We start from the raw sequence: 26,698 nt of genomic DNA, 5'->3' as shown, positions 1-26,698 counted from the left end.
CAGAACGCAAACGGGCAGATTTGTCGGTCACGCCGGCATCCGCTATTCTCCTTACGGGAACGACTCGAATTACCGGTTCAGTATAACTGCTTCCGCAAAGGGCGTTAATCGGTTCCGCTCAGAGATGATCATCGAAATGAAGGCACGCGGCGACCCGATCGACATGGTGCTGATGGCCGACCATGGCAGCGAGCGGCCTGAAACCGACGACTTTGTCCCGCTGTTCCGCGCCTGGATGGATAATCACGGCATCCCGAACGAGGTCGTTCGTTACGAGCCCAAGCGCTTCAAGCATTGGCCGCCTTATTACTCGTTGCTCGAGAACCTCCTGACCAACGGCACCTTGCCTTCGATCAGCTTCGGTCGCCACAGTTGCAGCCAGAAATGGAAGATCGCGCCGCAGGACCGCTGGACCGAGGCCTGGCAGCCCGCGCTCAGCGCATGGGCGCGTGGCCAGAAGGTCGTGAAGCTCATCGGCTATGACTGCTCGCCCGCGGACAATCGGCGCTATGCCGAGCGCGAAGGCCATGTCGATCTGCGATACGAGTTTCGCTGCCCTCTGCGCGACTGGGGCTGGGATCGAGACGCTTGTATCGCACGCATCCGCGCCGAAGGACTGCCGATCCCGGTCAAATCCTCCTGCTTCTTCTGCGCCGCCATGAAGCCCCATGAAGTGCGGACCCTTCCTGCCTTGTATCTTCGCCTCATCGTCCTGATCGAGGCACGGGCCGCCCCGCGGCTTCGCACCGTCGACGGGCTGTGGCGAAAGCCCATCAAGGGCCGCGGCGCCGGCGAGGCTCGGCCTGGCTCGATGACCGAGTTCATCCGCGCCGAACATTTACTCGATCCAGAGGAGGTTGACCGGATCATCGCCGAAGCGCCGGGGGACTTGCTTGCTTTTCAGCAAGCCGCCGCGCGGGTTGCCCTGGAGCACCGTGAGCCAATCGGTGACTGGATCGCCAGGTTCAATGCCGGACTGGATCTCCGGTGCTGACCAACGTCCGTACGGCGCAATGCACGCGCTAGCCATTCTGGTGGATGGTCAGCCGCAGCAAGCTGCGCCCTTGCCCTCGATCTGGATCGGGGGGCATGGCACGGTTCCGTAAGAACAGAATACGCAACAGTCTCCGGGCGTGGGCCTGAGCACGGTGCCGCAACCTGAGCAATCGTAGAAAAACTGGCAGGCGTTCGTCGGCATGGTCTCGGTCTTGGCCGTACCGCAGTTCGGGCAGGTGATCGTCGAGCGCAGCTCCGGCGTTAGGTCAGACATAATGATAGCCTAGCCAGAGCAGCACGGTGCCAATCAGTAGCCCGACAAGCGTAGCTCGGCGCATGGAGAGAGGCGTGCAGGTGTCGCCTGGACCGCAACGCGTTGCGGCAATTTGCTGCCGAAGCAGCAGCGTGGCGCCGCCGAGCAGGCACAACGCGCCGATCGCAAGCAGCGGGTCGCGATAAGGCTGGGTGGCCATCGCGATACCGACAAGCCAGGCAGATCCGATGCCGAGTGACGCCAGCACTATCGGCAGGCCGCAGCAGGAAGCGACACCGAACGCTGCTGCGATGCCACCAAAGGTCAGGGACGCTGAACCCAGGCCTTTCGGTACGCCCGCAGACGATGGTGGTTCGGACATATCGACTCCTTGTATGATGTTCGGTCCCGTCCTAGCGTCTGTAGCGGCTACAGACTCAAGCGGTAATTTGAACATGCCAATGCCTGCAATCACGATCGCGATCGGCGAACTCTCTCGCCGTACCGGCTGCAACATTGAGACGATCCGTTATTATGAGCGGATCGGCGTGCTTCCAACGCCACTGCGGCGGGGTCGCTATCGCACCTATGATCCGGAGGATGTGAAGCGGCTGTCGTTCGTGCGACGAGCCCGGGAACTGGGCTTCCCGATCGATGGCGTGCGAGCCCTTCTTGCACTCGCTGACGGTGGCTCGGCTTCGTGCGGCGATGCGCGTGATCTTGCAAAGGCTCACCTAAACGACGTGCGGACCAAGATCGCTGATCTTCGGCGAATGGAGCATGTGCTCGACGAAGCTGTCGGGGCCTGCGAGGCTGGAGATAATGCCGGTTGCCCGCTGCTCGATGCGCTCTGCCTGGGTGCCCGCGGGGTGGGGGCCGGCCACCAGCCGATTGACCGCGACGCTGGGTGAGGCGACCGCCCTCCGATCGGAGGGTTGATCCGAAACCCCATCACCTGTCCTGTGTTGGCGACATGATCCGGCTCACCGACACGCTGGCCCAGCGCCGTATCCTCTATCCTCGTCCGATCGCGACGCTGCCGGACATCATGATACTCGACATTCCCGCCGCCTTCGCCGGTCCGACCCTGCCGCTCGGCCACTATTATCCGATCATCCTCGAGACCGAGGCGGAATTGCGCGAGCTGGTGGATTATCTCGATGCGCCCCGGCCAGCGGTCATCGTCCCCGATCTGCTCGATCGCCGGCCTACAGCGCTTTGCGCCAGCCAGATCACGCTCGCGCATTATGCCCCGCCCAATCCGGGATGGCCCTACCTCCTTCTGTGCCATTGGCCGCGCGCCTGCACCCGGCTCGTGCCGCCATCGACCGACATGTTCGCCCGCGGCAGCTATACAATGGAGCTGCTGCACACCTCGCCACAGCTCGGGCATCAGAGCCTGATGCTGCTCGAAACGCTCCGAACAGGACAGGAGCTCGACGTGACCATTGTGCCGCCATCCGGACCAACCCCTGGCGGCAGCGCCTGAAACCTCCAAGGGTGCCTCGATCATGATGGATGTTGAGTGGTGTCGCGGGACAATTGCATATCAGATCTGATTTAGACTAAGCTGCGCGCAACCGGTCGGGTGAGCTTGCCGACCGGCCAGGGCCAGCCGGCGTCTTGAGAAGCGTCGGCGCGCCCGCTCGCACAGCTTATGGCATCCTGTCACGGACGCCAAACCGGCTGGATAAGTCTGCCAACTTCATTCAAATCACGCGCATGATGTGCATCGAGCGGCCATGTCTTCGGCATCGCGTCATCATAGGCTGCGCTAAGCCACCCATCGCGTTCGTCGCAATGCTGGTGCCAGTACGCCCGGAGCTCCTTGATGCGGCCGTCGGGCACGAAGACGCTGGCGAGATGCGCGAACTGGTCATGTTGGGGGACGGGCACGGCGCTGCCGCGCCATTCTCCATAGAGGAGGCCCGCCGAAACAGCCTGCAGCACACCGAGGAGCAGATAATGTGCCCGCGCAAATTCTTCGAGATTGAGGCCCTGTCTCAGACCGGCCGCCTGCGCCCGTGAGAATGTGTCTGCGGCATGGGCAATCGTCTTGTTCCTCAACGCCAGGACATCAGTAAACACCTGATCATCGAGCATGCCATCCAGCCGATCGAGCACCGCATCGCCCAGCCGGTCCGTCCGCGATCGCACTTGAGGATCGGTCTGCGACAACATGTCGAACAGCTTGTGCTGCTGTTCTGCTGTCATCCAGCCATCTGGCCCCTGGGTCGGTAGCCACTGCATTTGCACGCCCTCATTCGGGTCGTGCTTTGCCATCCACGCCGCGACATCCCTTTCACGCGCGGCTTCCCAGTCATACGGCAAGCCGTCCTGGCAAACGAAAATTTCCCGAGTGAACAGATCTCGGTGGGCGCGGACCTCGTCTACAATCCGACGTAGCGACACAACACCGCGCTGTGGCTGTCGGGGATTTGATCGCTCGAGGAGCCGACCGATCGCAATCACCTGTCCCGCGACATAACCACGGTCGAGCATGGCGCCAAGAATGGGCGCGACGGAAGCATTGGGACCATCTTCCTGGGCATAGCGCCGCGCTTCATTGGCCATGCGCCACGCAGCATCCTGCCACAGCATGTCATTGAACTGCGAAGAGATCGAATGCGCGGGATCGCCTCGCAACAGTTCCGACCAGCTTTCCGAGCGCGCGCGGAACCGCAGCAGCGCATCCCGGTCTTCTACATCACAGTCGTCAACCTTGTAGGACCAGATCCTGGACTGGATGGGTGTTTTCGCAGCCATGGGCCTCCTTATTTTTGCTCCTGAGTTGCAGGTATAGTGCGCGACAGCCGCCTCTATGACCAGCAGGTCGTCCAGGTATCGGTCCCCCTCGCGACGCGAGGGCATCGCAAATATTCAAGCAGGCGATAGGATGGCGCGATGGACGCCGATATTTCCTTCCTCAGTCTCACGCCGCGCGGCGTGCCGCTGGTCCTTCCGTGGCCATCACCAGGCCTGCCCGGCGGTTTCATGCAGTTCGAAACCGGCGAAAGCTGGCGGGGGTTCGTCATGGATCTTGCGATCGATCCCCTGATCCCGTTGATCGTGCAGGCCAAGTTTGCCCGTGCGCAGAAGCTGTATGTTCTCGCCTGGCTAGAGAACGACCTTATCAAGGCCGGTGAACTGGCGGCACTTGTGGCGCTCGAACTCGCGCTCAACGACCGATATGGCCAGCGCTTCGGCAAGCCTGGCAAGCGCAAGAACTTTGCCGACCTGCTCAAATATATGGTCGTCGGGGATGGGCTGTCCGACGCCGCAATTCCGATGATCGTGAGATGCGGTGGCACCGCCGTCGGCCTCCTCCTTGGCGAACGAAAGCCAAGCCTTGCGGCCATTCGCAATGGCATGGCCCATGGCGATCCGTTCGACGCATTGCCCTATGGCGGATTGCTCGAATTGGTCAGGGATCTGATCGGTTACGCATATCGGGATTACATCGCGGAAGGCTGCGCGACCGGCACGCCATCGATGACCAGCCTCGGTGCGACATGACGCTGGCTGCAACCACAGTGGATGTTACCCGGGATTGGTTCTGGGAAGGGAATATTGCCGATGCCGTGGCCGGCTTCCTGCTCGCCGACGGTTGGTTGATCCAATCCAAAGCCGACACGCGCACCAAGGAGCGCGGCATAGAGTTCACGCCAGCAAAGGCCCGGTGGCGTTATATGTCGAAGCCAAAGGCTGGCCATCGAAAACCTATCGGGATCCACGACGAGCTGGCCAGTCAAAGCCGACCAATCCCACGAATCAGGCTGCCCATTGGTACGCGCAGGCAATGCTCAAGGCCCTGCGGCTTCAAACGGCCCATCCGGACGCCGTTATCGCGATTGCGCTCCCCGATGTCCCTCGATATCGCCGCCTCTTCGAGGAAACCCGTGGAGGACTGGCAAAGCTGGGCGTCGCCCTGCTCTTTGTGAGCGAAGGTGGGCGGGTTGACCCGGTCGGCCTTTAGCCGGGTGGCTTACGGTATCTGAACCCCTGATTTGTCCGCATTTCGATGCGGTAGCCCGCCCATTCAAGATCGCTCTCAATGTGCCGATCTTCCGCCAAGATGTAGCGGACCGACAGGGCTTCGAGCAGTTGCACCAGATAGTGACGGTTGAGCCCTTGCGCGCTGTCGTCCGGGATCTCTGCGTTGGAATAACCGGTGAAAGATGCCCCAAGAGTCATCACCACGCCGCAGTGAGGGGTAAGTGGAAGCCACCATGCCCGGGCGGCGTCACCATTGGCGCGCTTGCGCGCCGCTTCTTCGCCCGGCAGTCCAATGGCAATGACGGGGTTGGTCGAAGTTCGAAACCGCAGCCCGGTTCGATATACCAGCATGCCCAGTTCCGCCGCATCGTCCAGATAAGGCGCCTCCTGCAGAATTCCTTCGTGAAAGAAGTCACGGACGGCATCGGGATGCGCGGCAAGCGCCATGTACATCGCTCGCTCTTCTTCACTGTCGTCAGCCGAGAATCCGTGGCGTCGAATGCGCTCCTGCTCCATCTCGATGAAGCGCAACGTCTCAAGATTGCGGCGTTGAAGATGATGGATGAGTCCATAGAGCGGCTCTATGTCGGACTCGTCCAACTCAGCGGTGCGGCCGGACGTGACTTTGCGCCATGTGCTTCCTTGCGTGAACGGGGTCTCGATCTGATCGTTGATGGTCCCTTCGATCGACCGCTTCTCTCCCTTGAACTCGTAATCGTGCAGTTTCTCTTCATATCCGATCCGGGAAATCGATTTCCGTTCGGCGACGATGTCACGACCGTTATAGGCGGCCAACGTCGTGACTTTATTTTCATCATCATGGCACGCGAACTGCGTCAGATAGAATTGCGGCACATAATGATGGCGATGGGGATCGTTGGACGTCATGGCCGCAAGGTGGCCTTGCGCCGATCGGAACACAATGTTCAGGCATCGATCTCGTCGCCACGCATCAATGTGGACTCCCCGACAACATCTGGGGCACTGATCCCTGCGAATTGGAAGCAAAGGAGCGCGACGGTGGCACCGTCGACCCGGGCAACGGAGATCACGCTGTGAATCTGTCAGCGACATAAGCTATGCCCTCGATACGAGACAAATAGCCGAGGCCGCGATTGCCGATAATGACTGACGACTATTTCACAGATCGCGAATTCGGCGCTGTCCCCCGTGCCTCAGAATCGATCGACGAACGCCTTTGGGGCGGCCTTCACAGCCTGATCGAAACCCGTCTGGACGATGCCTCTTTCGGCTATCGGTTCCCGCTGGCCTGTCCGGACGCGGGGAAGCGCCCCTGTGGCTGCGACCGATCGGCCTTCGCCCTCATGCTCGAAGCGGAGGTCCCGCAAATCGAGTGGCCCTTGCGCCCCAACAAGTTGCCCGAGACGCCTGTCATCCTCGATCTTCTCGAATTCTGCGCGAGAGCGGTTGGGCAGCCCGTCGAGGGCAGCTGGCATGGGTTTTTCGATCATTATCACCTTGCCTGGGACCGCGATGCCGGTCTCACGGCCTTTGTCGCCGATGTGAATCGCGTCTTCGCGCGCAACGGTCTGGCCTTCGAGATGATAGCGGAAGGAAGGATCCAGCGACTTTTGCCGGCGGCGCTTCGCGTCGCCTTGATGCAGGCGCGGTTCGCTACCGGCGACGCCGAAACCGATCGTCTCCTCGAGACGGCACGATTGCGTATCCTCGCACCCAAATATGAGGATCGTAGTGACGGCCTCGAGAAGCTTTGGGATGCCTTCGAACGCATCAAGACGCTTGAGCCGGGCAATGACAAGCGCCTCACAGCCGATGCCATGCTGGACTATGCCGCACGGCCCGGATCAAAGCTGCGCGCGACCCTGGGGGTCGAGGCGGACGCGCTCACCAAGATCGGCAACACCCATCGAATCCGGCACTCGGAAATTTGGCAGGAGCCGCTCGAGACGGCCTTGCAGACCGACTATCTCTTCACCCGGCTGTTCGCCTTCATCTATCTCCAACTCAAAGCCAGCAACCGTGCCGCCTAGCAGCGGCGCAAAACCTGCTGCTCGAACGCGACGTGCTGCCTCCGCGGGCACTGCCGGTAATCCGAGCTATGCGGCCTACGACTATCAGATCGACGTCACGATCTGGCTCGCGCTCGAGATCATGCTCGCGAAGGGGCTGAGCGATGAGATCGAGATCGAGCCGCCATCCCATGAAGATGTCGAAGCATCGTTGAAGAATCCCGACATGGCCTCGCTCGGCGTCTCTGCCGGGACGCGCGACACGCGTCTTATCGTGCAGGTCAAGTCGCGCACGACCGCGCCATGGACGTCCAAAGCCTTCGCCGATGTGCTCCTGGGAAAAGAGGCCGAGGCCAAATCGAAAGCTAAGACCAAGGGACCGGCGCCTCGTGTTCGCCCGCTCGATATGTTGGTCGCCGATCCGACCGCCAAATATCTGTTCATCACCAATGAGGGTTTGGAATCAGGCCTCCGGCCCCATCAGAACATCGCGTTGCTGTCGTTCCCCGACCTCGGAGATCTGCCGCCCTATTGCCGCGCGGGGCGAACAGCGACTGAGAAAGCCGCCTTGGCGAAGCGTATCGGCATTTGCGACACCATCACCCTGGAGATGCTGGAGTCCCGTATCTTCAAGCTTGTCGACGAACACGGAAACGTCCCGCCTCAGAAGCTGCTCAAATGCCTGGAGGACATGCGCGATGCGGTACGCAAATGCCTAGGAGGCGCTCATGGCGGCCACTGGACGATGGCGGATCTCCTCGCCACCATTATCGACAATGGTGGCTCACGCCTCGCGCACCGACGGCACGACCAGTTCGTGCCGCCTCGATCTTTCCATTCCATCGAGCAAGCGCTCAGCGAGACGCATGCCGTGATCATCGTTGGGCCCTCGGGCACCGGCAAATCGCTGGCCGCAGATGTCCTGGCTGCAAAGATGGCGCGCCAGAGCCCGGCCTTCCTTGAGCGCGCCGTCCTGGATGCTGGCGAAGCGAACAGCGCGCTCACCGATCCCGGTCCGCTGCTGATCCATCTAAGAGATCCTTGGGGGGATTCGGCGCCCTCGATAGAAGCCGCACGCTGGACGTCAAAGCTCCCGGGTCTTTTCCGGATGGCCGGTGATGCCCACAAGTTCCTGATTACGACGCGGTACGACATTTTCAAACGAAGCGAGCCGGGTGAGGCCCTTGAATCCTACACGATCGCGATCGAACCCGAGGACTATACTGCAGCCCAGCGCGCCTTGATTTACGACAATCATGTTGGTGAACTGAGTGGCCATGCCCATGCCCTCGCACTCGCTCATCGCGATGTCGTCCTGAGCCGGGTCCGTCGGCCCTATGAGATCGAACGGTTTCTGGCGGCGCTCCCTCGCGAGAAGGAGGACAGCCCAAGGTCCGTCTATGAAATCCTCGATGCCTCCTCGATTGAAGCAATCTCCTCGGTCATTCGCGACCAGGTGCTGGGTTGGGGCGAGGACGGTGTTGCTTGCGCAGCGGTCCTCTGGGGTTTGATCAGGTCGTCCGGCTCCTTTGACCTGGCCGACCTTCGTCGCGTGCTCCGGATTTTGCGGAACACCTACGGTCAGAAACCCCATGTCGAGGGGTTTATCGACTTCCTCGGTGCTGGCCGCAATCTTCGGATAGGCGACGATTCCATCAGGCTCCAGCACCCGCGGGTCGAGGAAGGTTTGCGCCTGGCGCTCGCCACGAACCGTGCCGAGACAGAGGCTGTGTTGACTGCGCTCGCCGAGACGCTTCTGACGATCGCTGGCGGTGCCGATGGCTGGGCATCGCGCGGCGGGGTAGAGATCGTTCGTGCGGCATCCAATCTGGAGGCGGTCGAGATCGAGCTTGCCGCTTCGGCTCAGGCACGCCTCGACGCGGCTCTCGCCGCCCGAGTGACGGCTCCCACCGGTAGCGGGTCGTTCGAACGCGCCTTCGCGGACCTATCGCAATTAGCGTCCCCCGAATTCGCACCGCGTCAGTTTAGCGAATATCTCATGCGTCTTCCGCCGCGCGAAAAGGGTGCTTGGCCTGGCCAAACCTGGATACCGCCAGAACTGTCAGCCGAAGAGATCGAGCGCTTCCGGGAGGATCCAAGAACCGGCAGCCTGCTGCAAACCTTCATTCGCGGCGTGTTGCCCTTTACCGACGGCGACTATGAGGAGGACTTCCTCTCGTTCGCGGGCTTGTTCAGCCATGACCTTGGCGGCGCTTTCGGCGCTGCCGTAGAAACGCTCGCCAGTTTGCAGGCGCCCGGTGATAACATCGACACAATTGTTGCCGGCGCCGTCGCGCCGGGAGGGCCTGGTTATGATTTCGTCATCGACACCTTCATCGAGGCCGAAAATGAGGTGGACCGCTGGTTCGAGAACTACGCAAACAACGAACAACGACGCGCGCGCGAACACGAGGTTGACGCGATTGGCGCTGATCGCATTCTCGAGGAGCCCGGCGAGCGTTACTATACCGCTGACGCGGGCCTCAAAGCGGTAGCCCTTTCACGCCTGGCGGCGGCGGGGTGGGACTGGCTGGAGGGGCATAAACACGGCGCAGCGATGGTCTATGCACTCGCCTCTGCTCAGAGCAATGCGCGTGGGAATTTCTCGGCACCCTATCTTCAGACCCTGCTCAAGCACGCGGATGATCGGGCCTTGCCGCCTGTCTGGTCATTGATCGAGAAGAACTGGCATGACGAGCTGCGGCCTGAACTCGAAGCGGCTTTGTCGAGAACCGACGTCGCCAATAAGGGCCTGCGCACCACGCTCGCCAAGCTTTCGTTCATTGCCTCGCCGCCTAATGGCACCGATCTTCTCGCGGGCCTGCTCGACAAAATGACACCGGCTCGCAGATTGGAGCTGGTGCTCGATCTAGACCGCGCGTCCCCTAATGATATCGATCCTGAGTTCGCGCCCGCACGCCTCTTTGCCGATTGGCTGGATCCAACCGAGCGGGCCATTGCGCACATTCTCGTCGAGATCGATAGCGAAACCGGGATCGGTCAGCTCATGCAAGGGCGCAGTCCGGAAGTCCGCCGACGCATCGCCGAACTGTGTCTGGAAAGCCCACCCGGCCTAGCGGGAATCCTTATCTGCCTTGCTGCAACCGGCGAAGGCGACATTCTGGAGACCGCCCGGTGGTTACTCGCAACCGGCGATGAAGATGACGGGATGCCAGCAATCATCGCCCTGCGCATTCGGGGTGGGGACGAGGAGCGCGCGCTCATTCGGCATGCGCTTGGCCACCCACGCTACCACGTCAGGCGTGCCGCCATGACATATCTGGTCGAGAAGAACGATGCCGAAGATCGGGCGGCCCTGCTCAAGATGGCGGAAGATCCGGGAGCAGATGTGCGCCTGGCCTGGGCTGAGCTGATGGGCGGTCATAAATGGAGCGAGGCAGAACCATTGCTGGTATCGCTCCTTTCCGACGATCGGGATTTTAGCCTGGATCGGTACCATGGCCCCAGCCGGGGTTGGCCGCGCTATTCGGTCGCGCGAGCGGGGGCCCGAGCGCTGGCCGCATTTGAGACGCTGACAGAACCCTCGATCGATGCCCTGATTGCTTCGCGACGCTCGGAAGATCCCTTCGTCTTCTGCGCCGCCATCGGCGCTCTTGCCAAACGTAGTGATCCTCGAGTCCCAGTCGTTCTTCGCGAAGCGCTGGATGACCCGGGACTTCATGGCGATGCCGACCATCGGGTAATCGCGCAGGCCGCGGTCTGGGGATTTTTCGACCGCGCCGTGAATGATCTCGCCATTGGACCAGCGGAAATTGAGAAGCTTCGTCGGATTGCCCTGATAGAGCCAGGTTGGATCGCTGGACCCGCTCTCGTTGCGCTCGGAATATGCGGCGGCACCATGAGGGAGCAACTCTATGACGACCTCACAGCGGCAGCCAAAACGGAGCGCGCGGACTTACTGCAGATAGCAGCGGCCCTGATCCCGCTGCCCTTCGGCAATCACTCCCAGGTGGCCGCGATCGTCGCTCGCGTCGAAGCCTTGCAGGAAGACGAGGCGTCCCCGGAACCAGATCCGGACCTCGTCGCCTGGTACGAAACTCTTGGCGGCATTGACGTCGCATGGCTGACAGGTTGGGTCGTCGCGGTTTGCCTCAAGCTTGATGGATCCAAGCAAGTCAAGGATCCGCGCGCCTATCGCGTCCCGAAGGTGGTTCCGGTCTTGACGATGTACTCGATGAGCCCGGATCGGGAAGAGGAGCGCGGTCCAGACGAAGGCGATTGATCGAGATCTCATCAGCTCGCGTTGGTCGCATACCGGGGTAGCGAATTGATGGCGATTGCCCGCTGACGCGGGCACCGGCGCTCTATCTCCGCTTCGCTCCGACCGAGCTTCGGCTGCGCCGAATCTCGGCCCTGCGGGTAACGATCACCATATCGCAAGAAGGCGAAAGCGCGGGGTGGAAGAGCGGCGGAGATCAGGCGCGCGGCGCGCGGGCGCGTTTGCGGGTCGTGCGCTCGAATTCTGCGGCCGTTACCTCAAGGTCTGTCGCGAGCTGATGCAGGGCGCGTGAGGCGCCCAGCCGGGACATGCCATCGCCCTGCGCGGCCGAGCCGCCGCCACGCTCCGCCCGTGACCGGGCGATCTTCGCCACCGCGCGTATCGTCTCCGCATCCATGCCCACAGTCTAGCCGATTCGGGCGCCGGGGAACAGTCGCTCCGGTTCGCGGCAGCGTTTCATCTTCGGCCGTTCACCCGGCGGAGCGTCCAGCGCAGGAGAGAAGAGGAGGCTCTTTGAGAGTGTCGCATGAGCGACATTTTAGAGGAGTGAAGATCATGTCCAAGACTGTTGGAGAGTTCCGGAACGTCAATGGCCAGCTGCTGGGGTTCATCGCCAGCGGCGAAATCGACCTGCAGCGGGCACGGCTCAAGCCGATCGCCAGCAACAACCCGCGGGCGCCCAAGTTCGAGGTCGAAGCGATCAACCGCAACGGGCGCTGGGTGCCCTATGGCGCATTGTTCGAAGCGACCGCGATCCACACCACCGGGGAGATTTTCTACTCCGGCGAGCTGGACGACCAGTCCTGGCGCTTCCCGATGCAGATCGCCTTGTTCGGGACCGCCGAGGAGGGGTTCCGGGCATCGTGGCGCCGCGACGACATGGCCCGGCCGGCCGGAGGCAGGGCAGCGCGCTCGCGCAATGGCGATGATGACGAGGGCGAGGATCGCGGCTTCGGCGGCGGCGAGCGCGGCCAGTTCGGGGGCGGATTCGGTGGATCGACCGCCCCGATGGAGGGGGCCGGCGCGCGCGGCGGTTTCAGCAACGATCTCGATGAAGAGGTCCCATTCTGAGGCCAGCCCGATGGAGCCGGGGGGCGTTGCGCGCCTCCCGGCTTCTTTCTGTCCGTTCCCGTCTTTCAAAAAGGACCTGTCCGATGACCAGGCACGAACCCGTGCGCAGCGTCGATCGCTTCGCCGACCTCAAACAGCTCTACGCCGAGATGACCGCCACCCCGGAATTCCAGGCCGCCTTTGGTGATCCCATGCCGCTCTCGATCGTCGAACCCGGCGAGGAGCCGGGTGAACATGGCATGCCCGAAGAATTGGCGGCGCAGGCCGACAGCGCGGGCGTGATCGCCACCATCTTCGACCTGTTTACGGCCACGCGGCTGGAGCCGCTGGCCGCCGAGATCGCCTGGGGGTTCGTCAACTCCTTTCACTTCGTCGCCGGCAAGCTGGAGCGGCGCGAGGACAGCCTTGCGGTGGAAATCGGGGAGCTGGCCCGGCGCCCCGATATGAGCGAGGTCTATAATCGCGAGCTTGAGGAGAAGCAGCTCCTTTGCCAGTCGACCGCCGAACAGCGTGTCGCGATCGAGACGATGCGCGACTATGCCGCAGAAATGTACCGGGCGATGTCGGGATGGCCCTGGTCGCCTGCACGCGGGAGCCGCGCTTCGCGCATCTCGACGGCCAGCCAGATCGCCGCGATCGACTTCCTGCGCGCCCGCCAGCTCGATGTTCGCGACCGGCATAATCCGCAGGGACCGATCGTGGTCTTCTCGGGACCGGCGATCTGGCATGATGTCGACCTGCTCTGGGAACGGCTCGATCTGGTGAAAGAGCATATTCCGCATATGGTGCTCATGACGACCGCGCAGCGCGCCGGCGCCGACCTGATCGCGGAGAAATGGGCCGCCAGCCGCAAGGTGCAGACGGTCCGGTTCAATCTGCTCGGATCGGGCATGAAGGCCGCTTTCGCCCGCAATCGAAAGCTGCGCGATCTGAGGCCCGTGATGGCGGTCCTGTGCGAGGGATCGGGCGTCCAGGCCAATCTCTATGAAGAGCTGGCTGGCGCGGGCGTGCCGATCCATGCCTTTCGGAAATCGGATCAGGCCGCCGACAAGGGGATGCCGGCACGCCGGTTCCCTGACGCGCGTCGGACGGCGCGGGCGGAAAGACGCCGTGCTGCCGCGGCAGCGGTTTGAGGGGGAAAGGGGCATGGCTATTCCAGACGCCTTTCGGCGGAACTTCTCGACGCTGCTTCAGGCTGCGGAAGCGGGAGACCTCGCGCTTGTCGAATGCACCGACACGGAAACCGGCGAGCCTCGCTATGTCATCTGCGCGGTCGGACGGGAGGGCGGCGATTATGTCATCACCCCTTTCGGCCATCTCCATGATGGCAATCCGTTCGATGCCTACCGGCCGCCGACGGACTCGGTTCTCCACTGACAGGGAGGATCCATGTTGTCCCTCAGGCCGCGCCTTGAGGTGGCGGGCGACCAGCATGAAGCATTTTGACCTCGGGGGCTGGCTGCTGCGCAAGCCGTCCCCGGGGCCTTTGGAAACTGGAGAAGGAGCAAACCCGATGACCATTGTCCGACTTGACCTCAACGTCTTCGACCCCGCTGCCCTTTACGAGGCCGCGCTGATCTCCTTCGGGAAACGAGAAGACGCGGGGGACCGCTTCGGCACCGCTGAAGTCCCTGACGTCGCCACCTGCATCGTTGAACTTCTCTGCGAGCACATACCGGTCGATGCGGGTTTTGAGGTGATGAACTGGTCCGGGACATGAAGAGAGGAGCAAGAGCCATGATCGAGCGCATGCTGGTCCTGTCGACCGCCAACGTCACCGCTGAGACGTGCAACGTCTATCTGCACGCCGCGCCCTTCGCCGCCTTCGAGAAAGGCGATTATGGATGGTTCGTCTATGTGCCCACCGACTTGCCTGATGACCTGCCCGCTGATCTTGCAGATTGCTTTGATGTCGCAAGCCGGGCCGGGGTGGACTGGATCATGCTTGACCGCGATGCGCAGGAGTATCCCGGCCTGCCCACCTATCACTGGTGAGATGATGGCGTCTCCCATCCTGTCCTCCCGCTGACTTTGGCTGTGCGTGGAGCTATCCCATGGGCATCGAGCCCATGGGATAGCTTTGGCACCCAGCGGCACCGTTCCGTGTAAAATATCTCTCTCAACAAGTCTTATGATGGCACGGGGACAGCACCGGCCTCAAGGACGGCGGGGCCCCACCATTTTCTTTGGCGAACAGAGGGCAGCGCTCTCATGCACACGTCGCGCGACGCCAAAGAAAATCGTGACCCCCACCGCCGCTAAAGCGGTCGCTTCGCGATCCTTGACCCCGGCGCTCGGAGCCCGTGCAGGGGAAATGACCTCTTTCAAGAAACAGGAGGTCATCATGACGAACTTCAAGCGCACCATCCGGGACTTCACCGAAATCGCCGATCTCATCGCCGAGGAAACAGCCGGGCCCAGCAACGACTTCACCGCCGCCTTCAGCTCCGACCTCGATGGCATCCGCGTCGCGCGGGGAGAGGACGAACGCCTCGCCGACATGCCCGATCCGATGCAGGTGCAGCTGGCGACCGAACTCCTGATCGGCACCGTCTTCGATGTCCTGCGCGACACCAGGCTGGAACGGGTCGCCGAGCGCATCGCCTGGGGCATCGTCAACAGCCTGCACAGCACGGCACGGGGCCTGGCAGGACAGGCCGACGACGCCGCGCGCGCGGTGAAGGATCTCATCCGGTGCGCGGACGGGAGCGAGGTGATGATGGACGAGCTGGAGCAGGCGCAGCTGAAATGCCGGGAACTCGATGAAGCGAACGACGCCATCGCCTGCATGCGGGACCACGCCGCCGCATCGTTCCGGGCCGAGACCGGCAAGCCATGGTCCAGTGCGCGCGGATCGCTGGTGTCGAGCAAACGCACCGCCTCGGTCATAGACGCAACCGACTTCCTCGCAGCCCGCCGCAATCGCAGGATCGACCAGCACCATCCGCAAGGGCCGATCGTGGCCTTCTCGGGCGGCGCGGCATGGGACGACTATCGACCGATCCACGCCGCGCTGAACAGGGTGAAGGCCTTCATTCCGAACATGGTCCTGCTCACCACGGCACAGGACACCGGAGCGGACGCTATCGCTGAAAGCTGGGCCGCATCGAACGACGTCAGGCTGGTCAGGCTCGGCCTTCCAAAGGGGTTGGGAAAGCGCGCGGGGTTCGTCCGCAACGACCGCATCGCCGCGCTGCGTCCGGCCGACGCGATCGTCTGCGAAGGGTCGGGCATCCAGGCGCATCTCGCCCGCGTGCTGGGGGAGGCGGGGGTTCGTCCGCGCCTCATCAGCCGCGACGGCGGAGCGCCAGTCTGGGCACGAACGCGGTGAGGTCCGCGACATGGGGACGGTTCGGGTCATGCCCGGGCCGTCCCCTTTTTTTGTCGGGCGAACAGGATCGCCGGGCTCAGGAACCCGGCAGGAAGTGCCGGGTCCGTCGCCCGCCGATGCGGCGCCCGAGGGGGCACCGGCCTCCTGCGCGTGGCTCCGCCATGCTCGTCGCTGGGCCGCCCTGCGGGCGACTTCATCGATCAGCGGGGAAGAGCCGGCAGCGCCTTGAGCGCTGCAAGAGCAGGGGCGCCACCTGTACGGATCGCTTGGCCCAGTAGGTCGCGGAACTCTCGTTCGGTCAGCGTCTCCACCGCTAGTTCGGGAACCAAAGCAGCATATTTGCCGCGCAAGGCGCGGCGGGCAATCTCGACTTCGTCATCGAGCTTGCGACGCCGGGATTCGAGATCGGCAAGGCGTTCGCGGTCGGTTTGTTTCGGCATATCCATGGTCCTTCTCATGGGTCTGCCCGCCGAGCGTCATCATCCAAAAGCGCGCGCTCGCGCGCAAGGCCAAAATTGCATTGAGGCCCTTCGGGGGAGCCGCGCCCCTTCCGGTGCGAGGCTACGCAGCGACGCTGTCGCAGCGAAAGGGAGGACGCACGCCCTGGGGCGTTTGTAATGCACCCCACGCACGGGTGCTGCGGCGCAATTTCTGCCGGATTAATAATATCTTGCATGTGTCACAGATCGGCAGCCATTTTGGCGCAGTTTGGCTGCCCGTGGCAGCCACGCGATAGGCGTGATCGAGCCAAGTGTTTGATCTTCCTTGGCACAATGTGGCTGCCAGCGGCAGCGACCATAAATCCTTGAGATCAAGCGCTAATTCTGGTATAAGAGCTGCGCTTCATCACGATCGTCAGGGTGCCAGACCGGAGTCTCGCCCTTGGCTCGCATTACAATCCGCGTCGATGACGCCCTTTTCAGGCGCCTCGATGCCCGTGCCCGCGACGCGGGAACGCCCACAGCAACCTACTGCCGCGACATCCTCGATCGCCATGAAGGCACGGACCCGACCGGGTATCACGCCCGCTTCGATGAACTGCATGCGACCGGCATACAGACGCTCGCAATCCTCGCTGCGTCGGTGGGCAAGCGCACGCCAGATATCCTTGAACAGGGCCTCGCCGATGCCCGCCGCCTCCTCCGGGAAAGGGGGCTGCTCGATCCCGAGCAGGATCGGCCATGAGCATCTTCCGGCACGATACGCTGGGGAGCTGGACGCGCGGCGGCCAGGCGATCGTCCACAATGTCCGGATGACCACGCAGGTCTTCTATCAGACCCTGCTGGCGGGGCTGGTCATCTGGATCGGCGGGATCATCTGGTACGGGTTCGAGAAGTCCACCGAATATGAACGCTATGTCCTGCTGAAGCTGGGGCAAGCGACCTTCATGGGGGACGCGGTTCCGGGCAATGCGACGCCCATATTGTTCAAGACGCCGGCCGGCCGGGAATATTGGACGACTCCGAAGGGACTTCTCGACTCCGGGGTCGCACACACCACGCTGGAGGCGTTTGAACGCTATCTCATCCACGGGGCGGCGCTCTCGGGTGTGTTCGCGCTGGCCATGCTGTTCTGGGCCTGGTTCTATTTCACCCGGACGGGAAGGGGTCTCGGCTCCAACCAGTTCTTGCGCGGCGCCCGGTTCGGAACTGTGCGGGAAGTACGCCGCGCGCTGTGGCGTCATGCACGGGGCAGCTTCGAGATTGGCGGGGTCAACGTCCCTGATATCTTCGAGCCGGAGCATATCCTGATCTGCGGTGCTCCGGGCACCGGCAAGACCAACATCATCATCAAGATGCTCGCCGGCATCCGCAAACGCGGCAAGCGGGCGATCGTCTATGATACCGCCGGCACCTTCGTCGAGAAATTCTACCGCCCCGGAATTGACGTCCTGCTCAACCCGCTGGACGTCCGATCCGACTGCTGGTCCCCCTGGGTCGATGTCCCCAAGGACTATCATTATGACCAGATCGCGGAGTCCACGATCCCGGACAAGGCGGGCGATCCCTTCTGGGCCAAGTCTGCTCGCGGCACCCTGGTGGCGGTGCTCCGCAAACTCGCACGCCAGCAACGCACGCTCGTCTCGATCCTTCTCGATACACTGCTGCGCTCCAAGCTGAAGGATCTCGCCGCCTTCGCGCAGGGGACCGACGCGGCGGCATTCATCTCCATGGAGGGAGAGCGGACCTCGGCCGGCATCCAGGCTGAACTCGCCTCGGTGATGCGGTCGTTTGCCTATCTGGACGACACCGAGGATGGGCTGTCGATCCGCGACTGGGTGGCGAATGAGCGGGACGACAGTTGGCTCTTCATCACCGTGAAGGCCGATCAGCTTCCCTCGCTCCGTCCCCTGATCACGGTATGGCTCGATATCGCGATCAGCGCGATCATGAGCCTCTCGCCCGACCGGGCACGGCGCCTCTATTGCGTTATCGACGAGCTTCCGTCGCTCCAGAAATTGCCGAGCCTTTCCGACTTCCTGGCCCGCGCCCGGAAATATGGCGGGTGCGGTATCCTCGGCTTCCAAAGCTACCCGCAGCTCGAAGCGACTTACGGCATCCAGGATGCCGCGGCGATCACCGGCTACTGCTCAACCTGGGTGGCGCTGCGCGCGAATGACACCCCGACCGCGAAGCATGTCAGCGAGAATCTCGGCCAGGTCGAGCAGGTCGAAGCGAATGAAGGCATGTCCTACGGCGTCAATGATATGCGGGACGGCGTGAACCTCTCGCGGATGCAGGTGACCCGGCCGCTGGTGATGCACACCGAGGTCACCAACCTTCCCAATCTTTGCGGCTATCTGCGGTTCGGCCGCAATCTGCCCGTGGTGCGTTTCGAGGACAGCTATAACCGCATGCCCTCCATCGGAGCCGCGTTTGAGGAGCGCACGACCGGTCCCGTCCGGATGATCTTGGAGCCGCTCGCACCACCCGAGCCGCCCGCCGAGCCACCGCCGCCGCCCTCGCGTCCGACGACGCGGCGGCGGCGCTCGTCTCCTGCGGACAGCGGACCCGAACTGCCGCTGGGCCAGCCCGCTCCTTCACCACCAACCGAAGCGGTGGAACCGATCGACGCGCCGATTGCGGAGGCGGCCGACCCGGGCCGCGCCGGAGATGTCGCACAGCCATCGTCCCCACCGCTCACGCTTTACGGGAAGCCGACCGCTTCCCGGCTGCGCCAGCATGGTCGCCATAGTGGCGACCGGAACTCGGCGAGGCCGGCATGATCAATCCCATCCGCCTCAAGGGCACGCCCGCCAATATCAGTCGCTATTATACGGTCGGCGACTATTACACCAAGGGCACCGACGAGCATTCGGAGTGGGGCGGCCAGATCGCCGCCGAACTCGGGCTGGAGGGTAAGGTCGACCCGGCCGTGTTCCAGGATCTGCTTGCCGGGAAGGTGGGCGATCTTCAGCTTGGCCGTCACCGCGCCGAGGGGAAGATCCAGCATCACCCTGGCTGGGATTTCGCGGTCAATGCTCCGAAGTCCGTCTCGATCATGGCGCTCGTCATGGGCGACGAGCGTATCCTCGCTGCCCATGAGAAGGCCGTCGGCGTAGCGCTCGACTATCTCGAGGAACATGCTTCCCTGCGGCACCGGGTCGCAGGCGAAATCGTCCACGAAACGACCGGCCGGCTGATCTTCGCGCGCTTCACCGAACATGCATCGCGGGAACTTGATCCGCACCTCCACACGCATGTCGTCGTCATGAACATGACCAACCGCCAGGACGGCGATCGGATGGTCAGTCTCGAAACCAGGGCGATGTTCGTCGAGCAGATCGTCGCCGGCCAGGTCTATCGCAACGAGCTGGCGCACGACCTTCGCGCGCTTGGCTATCAGATCGACTTCGACCCCCGCAAAGGTCTTTTCGAAATCCGGGGGATACCGTCCGAGCTGGCCAAGGCCATGTCGCAGCGGGCCGAACAGATCAATGCGCATGCCAAGGAGCATGGCCTGACCGGACAAGCCGGCCGACAGAAATCCTTCTATGCGACGCGTGGTCCGAAGGAGAAAATCTCGCTGGAGCAGTTGCACGACCAGTGGGCGTCCAGATCGGCGCCTTATCGGAAGATACTCGACGCCACGCGAGAAAGTGCAGACCGCAGCGAGCATGACATCGGGCCCCCGGATGATCGCACCTCGGCCCGCGCAATGCTGTTCGGTATTCGCCAGGCAGAGACCCGGGAAGCCGTCAACAATCTGGGACGCATGTTCCGGCTGGCGCTTGCCTCTCATGTCGGAGAGGTTCGGCTCTCGGATATTCGCCCCCTGGTCGAGGAGCATGAAAACCGCTTCAAGCTGCTTGCGACAAGGCATCAAACCGGAGATGAAATCCACACGCGAGGGCGCACCACTCGGCGCACGGCTCGCCTGGAACTGGCCCTTTCCGAGCATCTCTCGCTTTCGCTGGGCGACGCGACGCCCATTGCGACGGCCGAACGCATCCGGGCTGTCATGGCCGAAGCTGGCCTCAATCCCGCCCAGGAGGCAGCGCTCCTTCACATCGGGACGACCGGCGACCGTCTTGTCGGGGTCCATGGCGTCGCTGGTGCGGGCAAGTCGACGCTGGTGAAGTCACTGAACGACACCGCGCCACAAGGAATGACGCTGATGGCGCTCGCGCCAACTTCGTCGGCGGCGGCCAAACTTGGCGCCGACGCACGGATCGATTCCCGGACGGTCGCCAGTCTCGTCGCGGGAGGCGGGCGCACCATCGATGACAGCTATGTCCTCGTGCTCGACGAGGCGGGCCAGCTCGGCAACCGGCAGGCGCTGCGTGTCCTAGAAATCAGCCGCATCACCGGCGCAAGGCTGATCATCCTCGGTGACAACAAGCAGACGGGTGCCATCGAACAGGGAAAGGCCTTCTGGCTGTTGCAGAAGCTGGGCCTCCCGACGGCCGAGCTCACCGAGTCCGTGCGTCAGGAAACGCGCATGATGAAAGCCGCGGTCACGCAGGCCCGGCTGGGCAACTATGCCGCATCGCTTGAGAACCTCGACAAGGTGGTCAGCGGTGGGGATGCCGAAGCGCTGGCCAAAGGATTGGTCGGCGAATGGACCAGGCTCAAACCGGAGAACCGCGCCAACACCAATATCCTCGTGCTGGAGAATGCCACCCGGCTGATCGTCAACAGCAAGATCCGGGAAGCGCTGAAAACTGAGGGCGCAATTGCGGCGGAAGACGCTCGCCTCTCAGTGCTCACGCCCGCCGGGATGACGGATCAGGAGAAGCACTTCGCCCGCTTCTATTCGGGCGGGCAGGTGCTGATCTTCTCCCGCGACAATGCCGGGCTCGGGATTGCTCGCGACGCCGAATATCGGGTTGTCGGGATCGGCCGTGACGCGAACGGTCGGCAGGTGGTCCGGATGGTCGACGAACATGGTCGGACCATCCGGTGGGACCCTCGTATCGGACGTGCTTCGCAGGTCAATGTGTTCCGCAGCGAAGAGCGCGATTTGGCCACGGGTGACCGTATTCAGTGGCGATTGGTGAGCCATGACCTCGGCTTGAAGAACGCCGAGCGGGGGACGGTCGAGCGCCTGGATGGAGCCGTTGCCACGATCCGCTGGGATCGGGAAGGGCGGGTCCAGGACATCGACCTTTCGCAGCACAAGAGCTGGGACCATGGCTATGCGGAGACGGTCTATTCCGCACAGTCGAAGACCTATGACCGCGCCTACGTGCTGGCGCCGGTGAACTCCGGCCTCGTGACGGGCCAGAACTATTATACCGCGATCACGCGAGCCCGCTACGGCGTGAAGCTGTGGACCGAGGATCGGGAACGGCTCGTCGAGAAGCTCGAACGCCACTCCGGTGAGAAGACCTCCGCACTAGAAGGCCTCGGCAGGCTCGATCGCGACAGTCACAGGGCCCGCGAGGAGCGCCACGGAGAGCGCTGGGATCGACTGCGGGATCAGCAGCGCGGCGATCGCGAGGAGCGCAAGGATCGGATGCGCGCGGAGCGAGAGGCTCGCGAGCGCCCGGAACCAGATGGCCTTGCCCATCTGCTCGCTGGTCGTGCGCAATCGGCGGTAGAGACCGTGGATCGGTGGCTTACGAACATCCTGACACGGAGTGTCGAGGAGGGCCGGCACGGTCCGACGGCGCCCTCACGTGCTGATCCGACCCCCGCACAACAGCACGACCATGGGGCTGGCCATGATCACTAGGGCCGCTTTTGCGCCCAGGTTCGCGCCGATCTTCATCAGGCCGATCTTGGCTGCCCTGGTGTTCGCATTCCCTGTCCATTCCCTGGAAGCCCGAACAACCCGTCAAAACACGATCGACGAACAGATCGTCGCGACGTGCATCGCCCGGTCGGCCGCCGGCCGCGACTGGCTTGCCAAGACGCTCTGGGGATTGCGCGATCAGGAGGGCGGCTGGGTAGGCGCGGAAGTCGCAAACAGCGACGGCAGCCACGACCTCGGGCCATTACAGGTCAATAGTTGGTGGGTACCGCGGCTGGCGGCGATCACAGGTCGGCCGGAGCAACATGTCCGCCATTGGCTGAAACAAGATGCCTGCTTCAACGTCGAGGCTGCACGCTGGATATTCCTCTCCGGCTTGGCCGCCACGCGTGACTATTGGAAGGCGATCGGTGTCTATCATAGTCCCACGGGATGGCGACAACAACGCTACACCTCGAGCGTCCTCGTTCATCTACGGCGACGGTTCGGGGCCAGCCTCTTTGCTCGACCCTCAAAGGGGCCATCGCCAGTTTCTGGGTTTACGCCATGAGGCGTCGTCGGCGGCCCAAGGCTCTGGGAGCCAGTTCACCACCCCCTCCGCCCGTAGTGGCAGAAGTTGTCGCCTCACCTCCAGAATTTGATTCCGAGCACGATCCAAAGCCCGTCGCACCGCCACCACTAGCTTTGATGACTGTGTCCTCCGGGATGCATGACACATCGCCTAGCTTTGGAAGGCGACGGGTTTCCAGGCGCGCGATGTTCTCGGCCGCCCTAGTCGCTGACGCCAGAGCGTATTTCGAACAGCACCTCGATCGTCCTGTCAGCGACGATGAAGCGAGAAACTTTCTGGGGGATTTCGCGGATTTTTTCACCGCCTTCGACAGTCGCAAATAGGATCGTGGAGGGAACCGTCAGGTGCAAGGAAAATCAAACAACCCCAAGTAATACACACATCGAACTTTTCGGATGACTTTCAAAAACGGGAGGATGGATGGTATATTGGGGTGAGGAGGAGTAATTGAGATGACGAGACCCCGCGCAAAGATCGTACAGCCGAAGGCAAAGCGTATCATTCAAGAACGCAATAAGGCCGTCATGTACGCACGAGTATCAACCAGCGAGCAGGAGAAGGAAGGGTTTTCTATCCCGGCACAGCAGAAGTTGATGCGAGAGTATGCAGTTCAGAACGGCATAACGATCGCCTCTGAACATGTTGACGTGGAGACCGCGAAGCGCGCCGGTCGTACCGGATTCGAGGAAATGCTCCGCTACATCAGATCCCATCCGAGCGTCAGAACGATTCTGGTCGAGAAGACCGACAGGCTCTACCGCAACCTCAAGGATTGGGTGACGGTCGACGGATTGGATATCGAGATCCATTTCGTGAAGGAGAATGTCGTTCTCTCTCGGGATTCGCGATCGTCGGAGAAGTTCATGCATGGCATCAAGGTTTTGATGGCCAAGAACTACATCGACAATCTCTCTGAGGAGACCCGCAAGGGAATGCTCGAAAAGGCAGAGCAGGGGATTTGGCCGACCTTCGCTCCGCTGGGCTATGTGAATGTGATGGGCCCGCTCGGCAAGAAGGTCATCACAATCGATCCGGATATCGGTCCGTTGGTGACCCGCGTGTTCGAATGGTTCGAGAGCGGCCAATATTCGCTCAAGGAAGTGACCCAATTAGCCGTCAGGGCTGGCCTCCGGTACCGCAAGAGCGGAAAACCGGTGGGCGTGAGCACGATCAATACAATGCTACGCAGCCGGATTTACACGGGCTCGTTCGAGTGGCTGGGCAAACTCTACAAGGGCTCGCATACTCCGCTGACGACCTTTGCCACCTGGTCCAACGTGCAGGAGATCCTGGATGGCCGGAGCATCTCCAACGTCCACGGCAATCGGCTTCAATTTGCTTACACCGGACTGATCACCTGCGGTCACTGCGGTTGCGCGGTCACGGCCGAGATCAAGAAGGGCCGATACATCTACTACCACTGCTCCCGGTTCAAGGGGCGCTGCCCTGAGCGGTATATCCGCGAGGAGGCCCTCGACGATCAGTTCGCAGCTGTCCTCAGGCGGCTTCGGTTGGATGATGCGTCATTCCGGCTCATTGAGCGAGCGATCCGCGAGAGTCATGCAGACGAGCGGCGCGACCGCGACGAATCGGTTGAGCGCTTGCGAGCGGAGGCTGATCGCCTTCAACACCGATTGGACACCCTCTACCTCGACAAGCTCGATGGGCGGGTCACGGTCGAATTCCACGACCGGGTTTCAGCGACCTGGCGTGAGGAGCGGGATCGGACTCTGCGAGACATGGAGAGCCTGCATAGCGCAGAGGACGACCTGATCGATGATGGTCTGGCATTGCTGGACTTCGCGAGGACCGCCCACAACCAGTTTGCGGATCAGCCCTTGGCGACCAAGCGGCGGGCTCTGAATTTGATATTATCGAACTCGTCATTCGCGGGTGGAGCGCTGACCGTCACGTTCCGCGAACCGTTTGGAATTCTTGAAAAAATCGGCGAAACTGGCGGTTCCGGCCCAGCACCAAAAGGGGGCAAAAAACCCCCAATTTTAGAATTGGCTCCCCGAGTAGGATTCGAACCTACGGCCATTCGATTAACAGTCGAATGCTCTACCGCTGAGCTATCGGGGAGCAGCCCGACTTCCGCCGGGCAGGCCGCGCCTATAGCAGCGGCTTTTAAGAATTGGCAAGCGCTAATCTGATGATTTTTTTGGCTCCCCGTCAGGCCGGGCTTTGGCTCCGTTCAAGCCCCCGTTCAGGCGATGAACTGTTCGGCCGCAATGCGATCGTCCAGCGTATGTTCCGGGTCGAACAACAAGGTCAGCGGGGTCGCGCGGTCGATCTTGATTTCCACCTGGGCGACGTCGCGGACTTCGCGCTGGTCGGCCACGGCGCTGACCGGGCGCTTGACCGGATCAAGCACCGTGAAGCGGATGATGGTATTTTCCGGCAGGATGGCGCCGCGCCAGCGACGCGGGCGGAACGGGCTGATCGGGGTCAGTGCGACCAGCGCCGAACCCAAGGGTAGGATCGGCCCATGGGCCGACAGATTATAGGCGGTGGACCCGGCTGGCGTCGCCACCAGCACGCCGTCACACACCAGTTCGGGCAGGACGACGCGGCCATTGACCTGCACCTCCAGCTTGGCGGTCTGGCGGGTTTCGCGCAGCAGCGACACTTCGTTGATGGCGGGGATGGAAAAACGCTCGCCATCGACCGTATCGACGATCATGCGCAACGGATTGACCTTGAACATCTTGGCCGCTTCCAGCCGCTGCTCCAGCCGCTCCAGCCGCCATTCGTTCATCAGGAAGCCGACCGTGCCCAGGTTCATGCCGAACACCGGGACGATCCGTCGTGCTTCCAGCATCGAATGGAGCGTCTGAAGCATATAGCCGTCGCCGCCCAGCGCGATGATCATCTCGGCCTGATCGACCGGCACGAAGTCGTAGGTGGCGCGCAACCGTTCCTCGGCGGCCTTGGCTGCCTGGGTAGGGGACACGACCAGCGCGCGCCGAACTTCGCCGCTCATCCGCCGGTGACGCTCATATGACGACGGGTTGCAGGCGCGGTTTCACCCGCGCCGATGCGGAAATCATGCCGCGCGGGCTTCAGCCGCAGGGCGCGGTCGATCAGCGGCTCGACCGCGGGCAGCCCGCCTTCGCGCAGCGCCGTCTTGAAATCGACATGATCCTCATGGCCCAGACACATGAAAATCTTGCCCTCGCACGTCATGCGGATGCGGTTGCAATCGGCGCAGAAATTATTGGTGAGCGGGGTAATGAGGCCAAGCCGCGCCGTCATTCCCGCAACGCTGTGATAGCGTGCGGGGCCACCGGTGCGGTCGGACACAGGCGTAAGCGCATAATGCGCGCGAATATCGTCAGCCACCTGGCTCAGCGGCAGATAATGATCGGTCCGGTCCTCGCCTGTTTCGCCCAAGGGCATCGTCTCGATCAGCGTCAGGTCCAGGCCTTCCGCGTCGCACCAGCGCAGCATCGGCAGGATTTCACCGTCATTGACACCTTTCAGCGCCACCATGTTAATCTTGATCGCCAGCCCCGCCGCCTGCGCGGCTTTCAGCCCGCCGAATACCGCCTGTATGTCGCCGCCGCGCGTAATATGGGCAAAACGCGCCGGGTCCAGGCTGTCGAGGCTTACGTTGATCCGGCGCACGCCCGCATCGGCCAGCATATCGGCATGATTGATCAAACGGGTGCCATTGGTCGTCAGCGTCAGCTCGTCCAGCCCATTGCCCAGATGCCGCCCGATCCGGCGCACCAGATCGCCAATGTCGCGGCGCACCAGCGGTTCGCCGCCGGTCAGGCGGATCTTGTTGATGCCGCGTGCGACGAACAGGTCGGCCAGCAGCGCGATCTCCTCCAGCGTCAGCACCTGATTTTTGGGCAGGAACTGCATCTTTTCCGCCATGCAATAGCGGCAGCGCAGGTCACAGCGATCCGTGACGGATATGCGCAAATAGCTGATCCGGCGGCCAAGGCCGTCGGTCATCTGCGTGCGTGAGGGTTCCGCCATGGCCATGGTCCCCTAGCTAGGGGATGGACCTGCCTCGCGCAAGCACCCCGGTTGCGGGATACGCAA

General features: G+C 62.5%; 26 protein-coding genes, 1 tRNA gene and 1 pseudogene. 18 read left to right on the top strand and 10 right to left on the bottom strand.

The annotated features are described in order from the left end of the window. Positions 1–124 precede the first annotated feature (124 nt). Positions 125–994 carry a hypothetical protein gene (locus D0Z70_RS14550; RefSeq protein ID WP_119747632.1) on the top strand — a complete coding sequence of 290 codons (870 nt, stop codon included), beginning with the start codon at positions 125–127 and terminating at the stop codon, positions 992–994. A 48-nt stretch (positions 995–1,042) separates the two neighbouring features. Here the strand turns inward: D0Z70_RS14550 and D0Z70_RS25695 are convergent, their stop codons facing one another. Continuing rightward, a complete protein-coding gene (locus D0Z70_RS25695; protein WP_119747630.1) occupies positions 1,043–1,270 on the bottom strand; it encodes a GDCCVxC domain-containing (seleno)protein in 228 nt (75 codons plus the stop codon). After that, positions 1,263–1,631 (bottom strand): mercuric transporter MerT family protein, encoded by a 369-nt coding sequence (locus D0Z70_RS14540; protein ID WP_119747628.1) that lies wholly within the window; start codon positions 1,629–1,631, stop codon positions 1,263–1,265. The genes D0Z70_RS25695 and D0Z70_RS14540 overlap by 8 nt, the downstream gene beginning before the upstream one ends. 73 nt (positions 1,632–1,704) lie before the next feature. Here D0Z70_RS14540 and D0Z70_RS14535 point away from each other — a divergent pair, with 73 nt between their 5' ends. After that, entirely contained in the window at positions 1,705–2,160 is a 456-nt protein-coding gene (locus D0Z70_RS14535) for a MerR family transcriptional regulator (protein ID WP_476712805.1), read from the top strand. 62 nt (positions 2,161–2,222) lie between these two features. Continuing rightward, positions 2,223–2,738 (top strand): hypothetical protein, encoded by a 516-nt coding sequence (locus D0Z70_RS14530; protein ID WP_119747624.1) that lies wholly within the window; start codon positions 2,223–2,225, stop codon positions 2,736–2,738. A 179-nt stretch (positions 2,739–2,917) separates the two neighbouring features. Here D0Z70_RS14530 and D0Z70_RS14525 read toward each other — a convergent pair whose 3' ends face one another. Continuing rightward, positions 2,918–4,015 (bottom strand): hypothetical protein, encoded by a 1,098-nt coding sequence (locus tag D0Z70_RS14525; RefSeq protein WP_119747622.1) that lies wholly within the window; start codon positions 4,013–4,015, stop codon positions 2,918–2,920. A gap of 138 nt (positions 4,016–4,153) precedes the next feature. On the opposite strand from D0Z70_RS14525, the gene D0Z70_RS14520 reads away from it, so the two are divergent. Together D0Z70_RS14520 and D0Z70_RS24635 are read left to right on the top strand one after the other, a co-directional pair. After that, complete coding sequence (locus D0Z70_RS14520; RefSeq protein ID WP_119747620.1) at positions 4,154–4,765, top strand: hypothetical protein; 612 nt, start codon at positions 4,154–4,156, stop codon at positions 4,763–4,765. Then, the gene (locus D0Z70_RS24635; RefSeq protein WP_147418769.1) at positions 4,762–5,190 is read left to right on the top strand and encodes a hypothetical protein; all 429 of its coding nucleotides are present in this window, start codon (positions 4,762–4,764) and stop codon (positions 5,188–5,190) included. The genes D0Z70_RS14520 and D0Z70_RS24635 overlap by 4 nt, the downstream gene beginning before the upstream one ends. 31 nt (positions 5,191–5,221) lie before the next feature. Here the strand turns inward: D0Z70_RS24635 and D0Z70_RS14515 are convergent, their stop codons facing one another. Continuing rightward, positions 5,222–6,133 carry a DUF4238 domain-containing protein gene (locus D0Z70_RS14515; RefSeq protein ID WP_182913973.1) on the bottom strand — a complete coding sequence of 304 codons (912 nt, stop codon included), beginning with the start codon at positions 6,131–6,133 and terminating at the stop codon, positions 5,222–5,224. A 236-nt stretch (positions 6,134–6,369) separates the two neighbouring features. On the opposite strand from D0Z70_RS14515, the gene D0Z70_RS14510 reads away from it, so the two are divergent. Both D0Z70_RS14510 and D0Z70_RS14505 read left to right on the top strand, forming a co-directional pair. Beyond that, the gene (locus D0Z70_RS14510) at positions 6,370–7,257 is read left to right on the top strand and encodes a hypothetical protein (protein WP_119747616.1); all 888 of its coding nucleotides are present in this window, start codon (positions 6,370–6,372) and stop codon (positions 7,255–7,257) included. After that, positions 7,247–11,479 (top strand): HEAT repeat domain-containing protein, encoded by a 4,233-nt coding sequence (locus D0Z70_RS14505; RefSeq protein WP_119747614.1) that lies wholly within the window; start codon positions 7,247–7,249, stop codon positions 11,477–11,479. Before D0Z70_RS14510 ends, D0Z70_RS14505 begins: the two co-directional genes overlap by 11 nt. Positions 11,480–11,672: 193 nt before the next feature. On the opposite strand, the gene D0Z70_RS14500 is transcribed toward D0Z70_RS14505, so the two are convergent. Further along, complete coding sequence (locus tag D0Z70_RS14500; RefSeq protein ID WP_119747612.1) at positions 11,673–11,873, bottom strand: hypothetical protein; 201 nt, start codon at positions 11,871–11,873, stop codon at positions 11,673–11,675. A gap of 158 nt (positions 11,874–12,031) precedes the next feature. On the opposite strand from D0Z70_RS14500, the gene D0Z70_RS14495 reads away from it, so the two are divergent. The 6 genes from D0Z70_RS14495 to D0Z70_RS14470 all read left to right on the top strand — a co-directional run bounded on the left by D0Z70_RS14495 (position 12,032) and on the right by D0Z70_RS14470 (position 15,878). Further along, entirely contained in the window at positions 12,032–12,547 is a 516-nt protein-coding gene (locus tag D0Z70_RS14495) for a DUF736 family protein (protein ID WP_119747677.1), read from the top strand. Between the two features lie 83 nt (positions 12,548–12,630). Further along, entirely contained in the window at positions 12,631–13,680 is a 1,050-nt protein-coding gene (locus D0Z70_RS14490) for a DUF2493 domain-containing protein (RefSeq protein ID WP_119747609.1), read from the top strand. A 13-nt stretch (positions 13,681–13,693) separates the two neighbouring features. After that, positions 13,694–13,924, top strand: a complete 231-nt coding sequence (locus tag D0Z70_RS14485) for a DUF6117 family protein (RefSeq protein WP_119747607.1) — start codon at positions 13,694–13,696, stop codon at positions 13,922–13,924. Positions 13,925–13,979: 55 nt separating this feature from the next. Then, positions 13,980–14,267, top strand: a complete 288-nt coding sequence (locus tag D0Z70_RS14480) for a hypothetical protein (RefSeq protein WP_119747605.1) — start codon at positions 13,980–13,982, stop codon at positions 14,265–14,267. A gap of 17 nt (positions 14,268–14,284) precedes the next feature. Further along, on the top strand, positions 14,285–14,542 hold the full coding sequence (locus tag D0Z70_RS14475; protein WP_119747603.1) for a DUF5983 family protein: 258 nt from the start codon (positions 14,285–14,287) through the stop codon (positions 14,540–14,542). Positions 14,543–14,789: 247 nt separating this feature from the next. Then, positions 14,790–15,878: a DUF2493 domain-containing protein gene (locus tag D0Z70_RS14470; protein ID WP_338054905.1), complete on the top strand. Its 1,089-nt coding sequence runs from the start codon at positions 14,790–14,792 to the stop codon at positions 15,876–15,878. A 200-nt stretch (positions 15,879–16,078) separates the two neighbouring features. Here the strand turns inward: D0Z70_RS14470 and D0Z70_RS14465 are convergent, their stop codons facing one another. Next, positions 16,079–16,318, bottom strand: coding sequence for a hypothetical protein (locus D0Z70_RS14465; RefSeq protein WP_119747673.1), 240 nt, complete (start codon positions 16,316–16,318; stop codon positions 16,079–16,081). A gap of 442 nt (positions 16,319–16,760) precedes the next feature. Here D0Z70_RS14465 and D0Z70_RS14460 point away from each other — a divergent pair, with 442 nt between their 5' ends. The 5 genes and pseudogenes from D0Z70_RS14460 to D0Z70_RS14440 all read left to right on the top strand — a co-directional run. Next, entirely contained in the window at positions 16,761–17,063 is a 303-nt protein-coding gene (locus D0Z70_RS14460; RefSeq protein ID WP_119747601.1) for a hypothetical protein, read from the top strand. Beyond that, positions 17,060–19,105, top strand: coding sequence for a type IV secretion system DNA-binding domain-containing protein (locus tag D0Z70_RS14455; protein WP_119747599.1), 2,046 nt, complete (start codon positions 17,060–17,062; stop codon positions 19,103–19,105). The genes D0Z70_RS14460 and D0Z70_RS14455 overlap by 4 nt, the downstream gene beginning before the upstream one ends. Next, positions 19,102–22,056: a MobF family relaxase gene (gene mobF, locus D0Z70_RS14450; RefSeq protein ID WP_119747597.1), complete on the top strand. Its 2,955-nt coding sequence runs from the start codon at positions 19,102–19,104 to the stop codon at positions 22,054–22,056. The genes D0Z70_RS14455 and mobF overlap by 4 nt, the downstream gene beginning before the upstream one ends. Next, positions 22,034–22,624, top strand: a complete 591-nt coding sequence (locus D0Z70_RS14445; protein WP_420820384.1) for a lytic transglycosylase domain-containing protein — start codon at positions 22,034–22,036, stop codon at positions 22,622–22,624. The genes mobF and D0Z70_RS14445 overlap by 23 nt, the downstream gene beginning before the upstream one ends. Positions 22,625–23,097: 473 nt before the next feature. Further along, positions 23,098–24,135 (top strand): annotated as a pseudogene (locus D0Z70_RS14440) (recombinase family protein); the annotation flags it as partial. 33 nt (positions 24,136–24,168) lie between these two features. Here the strand turns inward: D0Z70_RS14440 and D0Z70_RS25195 are convergent. The 4 genes from D0Z70_RS25195 to moaA all read right to left on the bottom strand — a co-directional run bounded on the left by D0Z70_RS25195 (position 24,169) and on the right by moaA (position 26,638). Continuing rightward, positions 24,169–24,333, bottom strand: coding sequence for a hypothetical protein (locus D0Z70_RS25195; protein ID WP_220475648.1), 165 nt, complete (start codon positions 24,331–24,333; stop codon positions 24,169–24,171). 319 nt (positions 24,334–24,652) lie between these two features. Then, positions 24,653–24,727, bottom strand: a tRNA-Asn gene (locus D0Z70_RS14435). Between the two features lie 124 nt (positions 24,728–24,851). Beyond that, positions 24,852–25,628, bottom strand: coding sequence for an NAD kinase (locus D0Z70_RS14430; RefSeq protein WP_119747595.1), 777 nt, complete (start codon positions 25,626–25,628; stop codon positions 24,852–24,854). After that, positions 25,625–26,638, bottom strand: coding sequence for a GTP 3',8-cyclase MoaA (gene moaA, locus D0Z70_RS14425; RefSeq protein ID WP_119747593.1), 1,014 nt, complete (start codon positions 26,636–26,638; stop codon positions 25,625–25,627). Before moaA ends, D0Z70_RS14430 begins: the two co-directional genes overlap by 4 nt. Between the last annotated feature and the right edge of the window lie 60 nt (positions 26,639–26,698).

Origin of the sequence: Sphingobium terrigena, from assembly GCF_003591655.1 — a bacterium.
GTDB classification, from domain to species: domain Bacteria; phylum Pseudomonadota; class Alphaproteobacteria; order Sphingomonadales; family Sphingomonadaceae; genus Sphingobium; species Sphingobium terrigena.
The sequence above is the reverse complement of the archived record's forward strand: the minus strand, read 5'-3'. Positions and strand labels throughout refer to the sequence as shown.

Bases quoted from the DNA above. Each gene is read 5' to 3' on its own strand.
- D0Z70_RS14530 (WP_119747624.1), top strand. From the start codon at position 2,223: ATGATCCGGCTCACCGACACGCTGGCCCAGCGCCGTATCCTCTATCCT.
- D0Z70_RS14430 (WP_119747595.1), bottom strand. From the start codon at position 25,628: ATGAGCGGCGAAGTTCGGCGCGCGCTGGTCGTGTCCCCTACCCAGGCA.
- D0Z70_RS14495 (WP_119747677.1), top strand. From the start codon at position 12,032: ATGTCCAAGACTGTTGGAGAGTTCCGGAACGTCAATGGCCAGCTGCTG.
- D0Z70_RS25695 (WP_119747630.1), bottom strand. From the start codon at position 1,270: ATGTCTGACCTAACGCCGGAGCTGCGCTCGACGATCACCTGCCCGAAC.
- mobF (WP_119747597.1), top strand. From the start codon at position 19,102: ATGATCAATCCCATCCGCCTCAAGGGCACGCCCGCCAATATCAGTCGC.
- D0Z70_RS14490 (WP_119747609.1), top strand. From the start codon at position 12,631: ATGACCAGGCACGAACCCGTGCGCAGCGTCGATCGCTTCGCCGACCTC.
- D0Z70_RS14540 (WP_119747628.1), bottom strand. From the start codon at position 1,631: ATGTCCGAACCACCATCGTCTGCGGGCGTACCGAAAGGCCTGGGTTCA.
- moaA (WP_119747593.1), bottom strand. From the start codon at position 26,638: ATGGCCATGGCGGAACCCTCACGCACGCAGATGACCGACGGCCTTGGC.
- D0Z70_RS24635 (WP_147418769.1), top strand. From the start codon at position 4,762: ATGACGCTGGCTGCAACCACAGTGGATGTTACCCGGGATTGGTTCTGG.
- D0Z70_RS14455 (WP_119747599.1), top strand. From the start codon at position 17,060: ATGAGCATCTTCCGGCACGATACGCTGGGGAGCTGGACGCGCGGCGGC.
- D0Z70_RS14510 (WP_119747616.1), top strand. From the start codon at position 6,370: ATGACTGACGACTATTTCACAGATCGCGAATTCGGCGCTGTCCCCCGT.
- D0Z70_RS14480 (WP_119747605.1), top strand. From the start codon at position 13,980: ATGAAGCATTTTGACCTCGGGGGCTGGCTGCTGCGCAAGCCGTCCCCG.
- D0Z70_RS14535 (WP_476712805.1), top strand. From the start codon at position 1,705: ATGCCAATGCCTGCAATCACGATCGCGATCGGCGAACTCTCTCGCCGT.
- D0Z70_RS14515 (WP_182913973.1), bottom strand. From the start codon at position 6,133: ATGACGTCCAACGATCCCCATCGCCATCATTATGTGCCGCAATTCTAT.
- D0Z70_RS14465 (WP_119747673.1), bottom strand. From the start codon at position 16,318: ATGCCGAAACAAACCGACCGCGAACGCCTTGCCGATCTCGAATCCCGG.
- D0Z70_RS14445 (WP_420820384.1), top strand. From the start codon at position 22,034: ATGGGGCTGGCCATGATCACTAGGGCCGCTTTTGCGCCCAGGTTCGCG.
- D0Z70_RS14525 (WP_119747622.1), bottom strand. From the start codon at position 4,015: ATGGCTGCGAAAACACCCATCCAGTCCAGGATCTGGTCCTACAAGGTT.
- D0Z70_RS14550 (WP_119747632.1), top strand. From the start codon at position 125: ATGATCATCGAAATGAAGGCACGCGGCGACCCGATCGACATGGTGCTG.
- D0Z70_RS14485 (WP_119747607.1), top strand. From the start codon at position 13,694: ATGGCTATTCCAGACGCCTTTCGGCGGAACTTCTCGACGCTGCTTCAG.
- D0Z70_RS14475 (WP_119747603.1), top strand. From the start codon at position 14,285: ATGATCGAGCGCATGCTGGTCCTGTCGACCGCCAACGTCACCGCTGAG.
- D0Z70_RS14520 (WP_119747620.1), top strand. From the start codon at position 4,154: ATGGACGCCGATATTTCCTTCCTCAGTCTCACGCCGCGCGGCGTGCCG.
- D0Z70_RS14500 (WP_119747612.1), bottom strand. From the start codon at position 11,873: ATGGATGCGGAGACGATACGCGCGGTGGCGAAGATCGCCCGGTCACGG.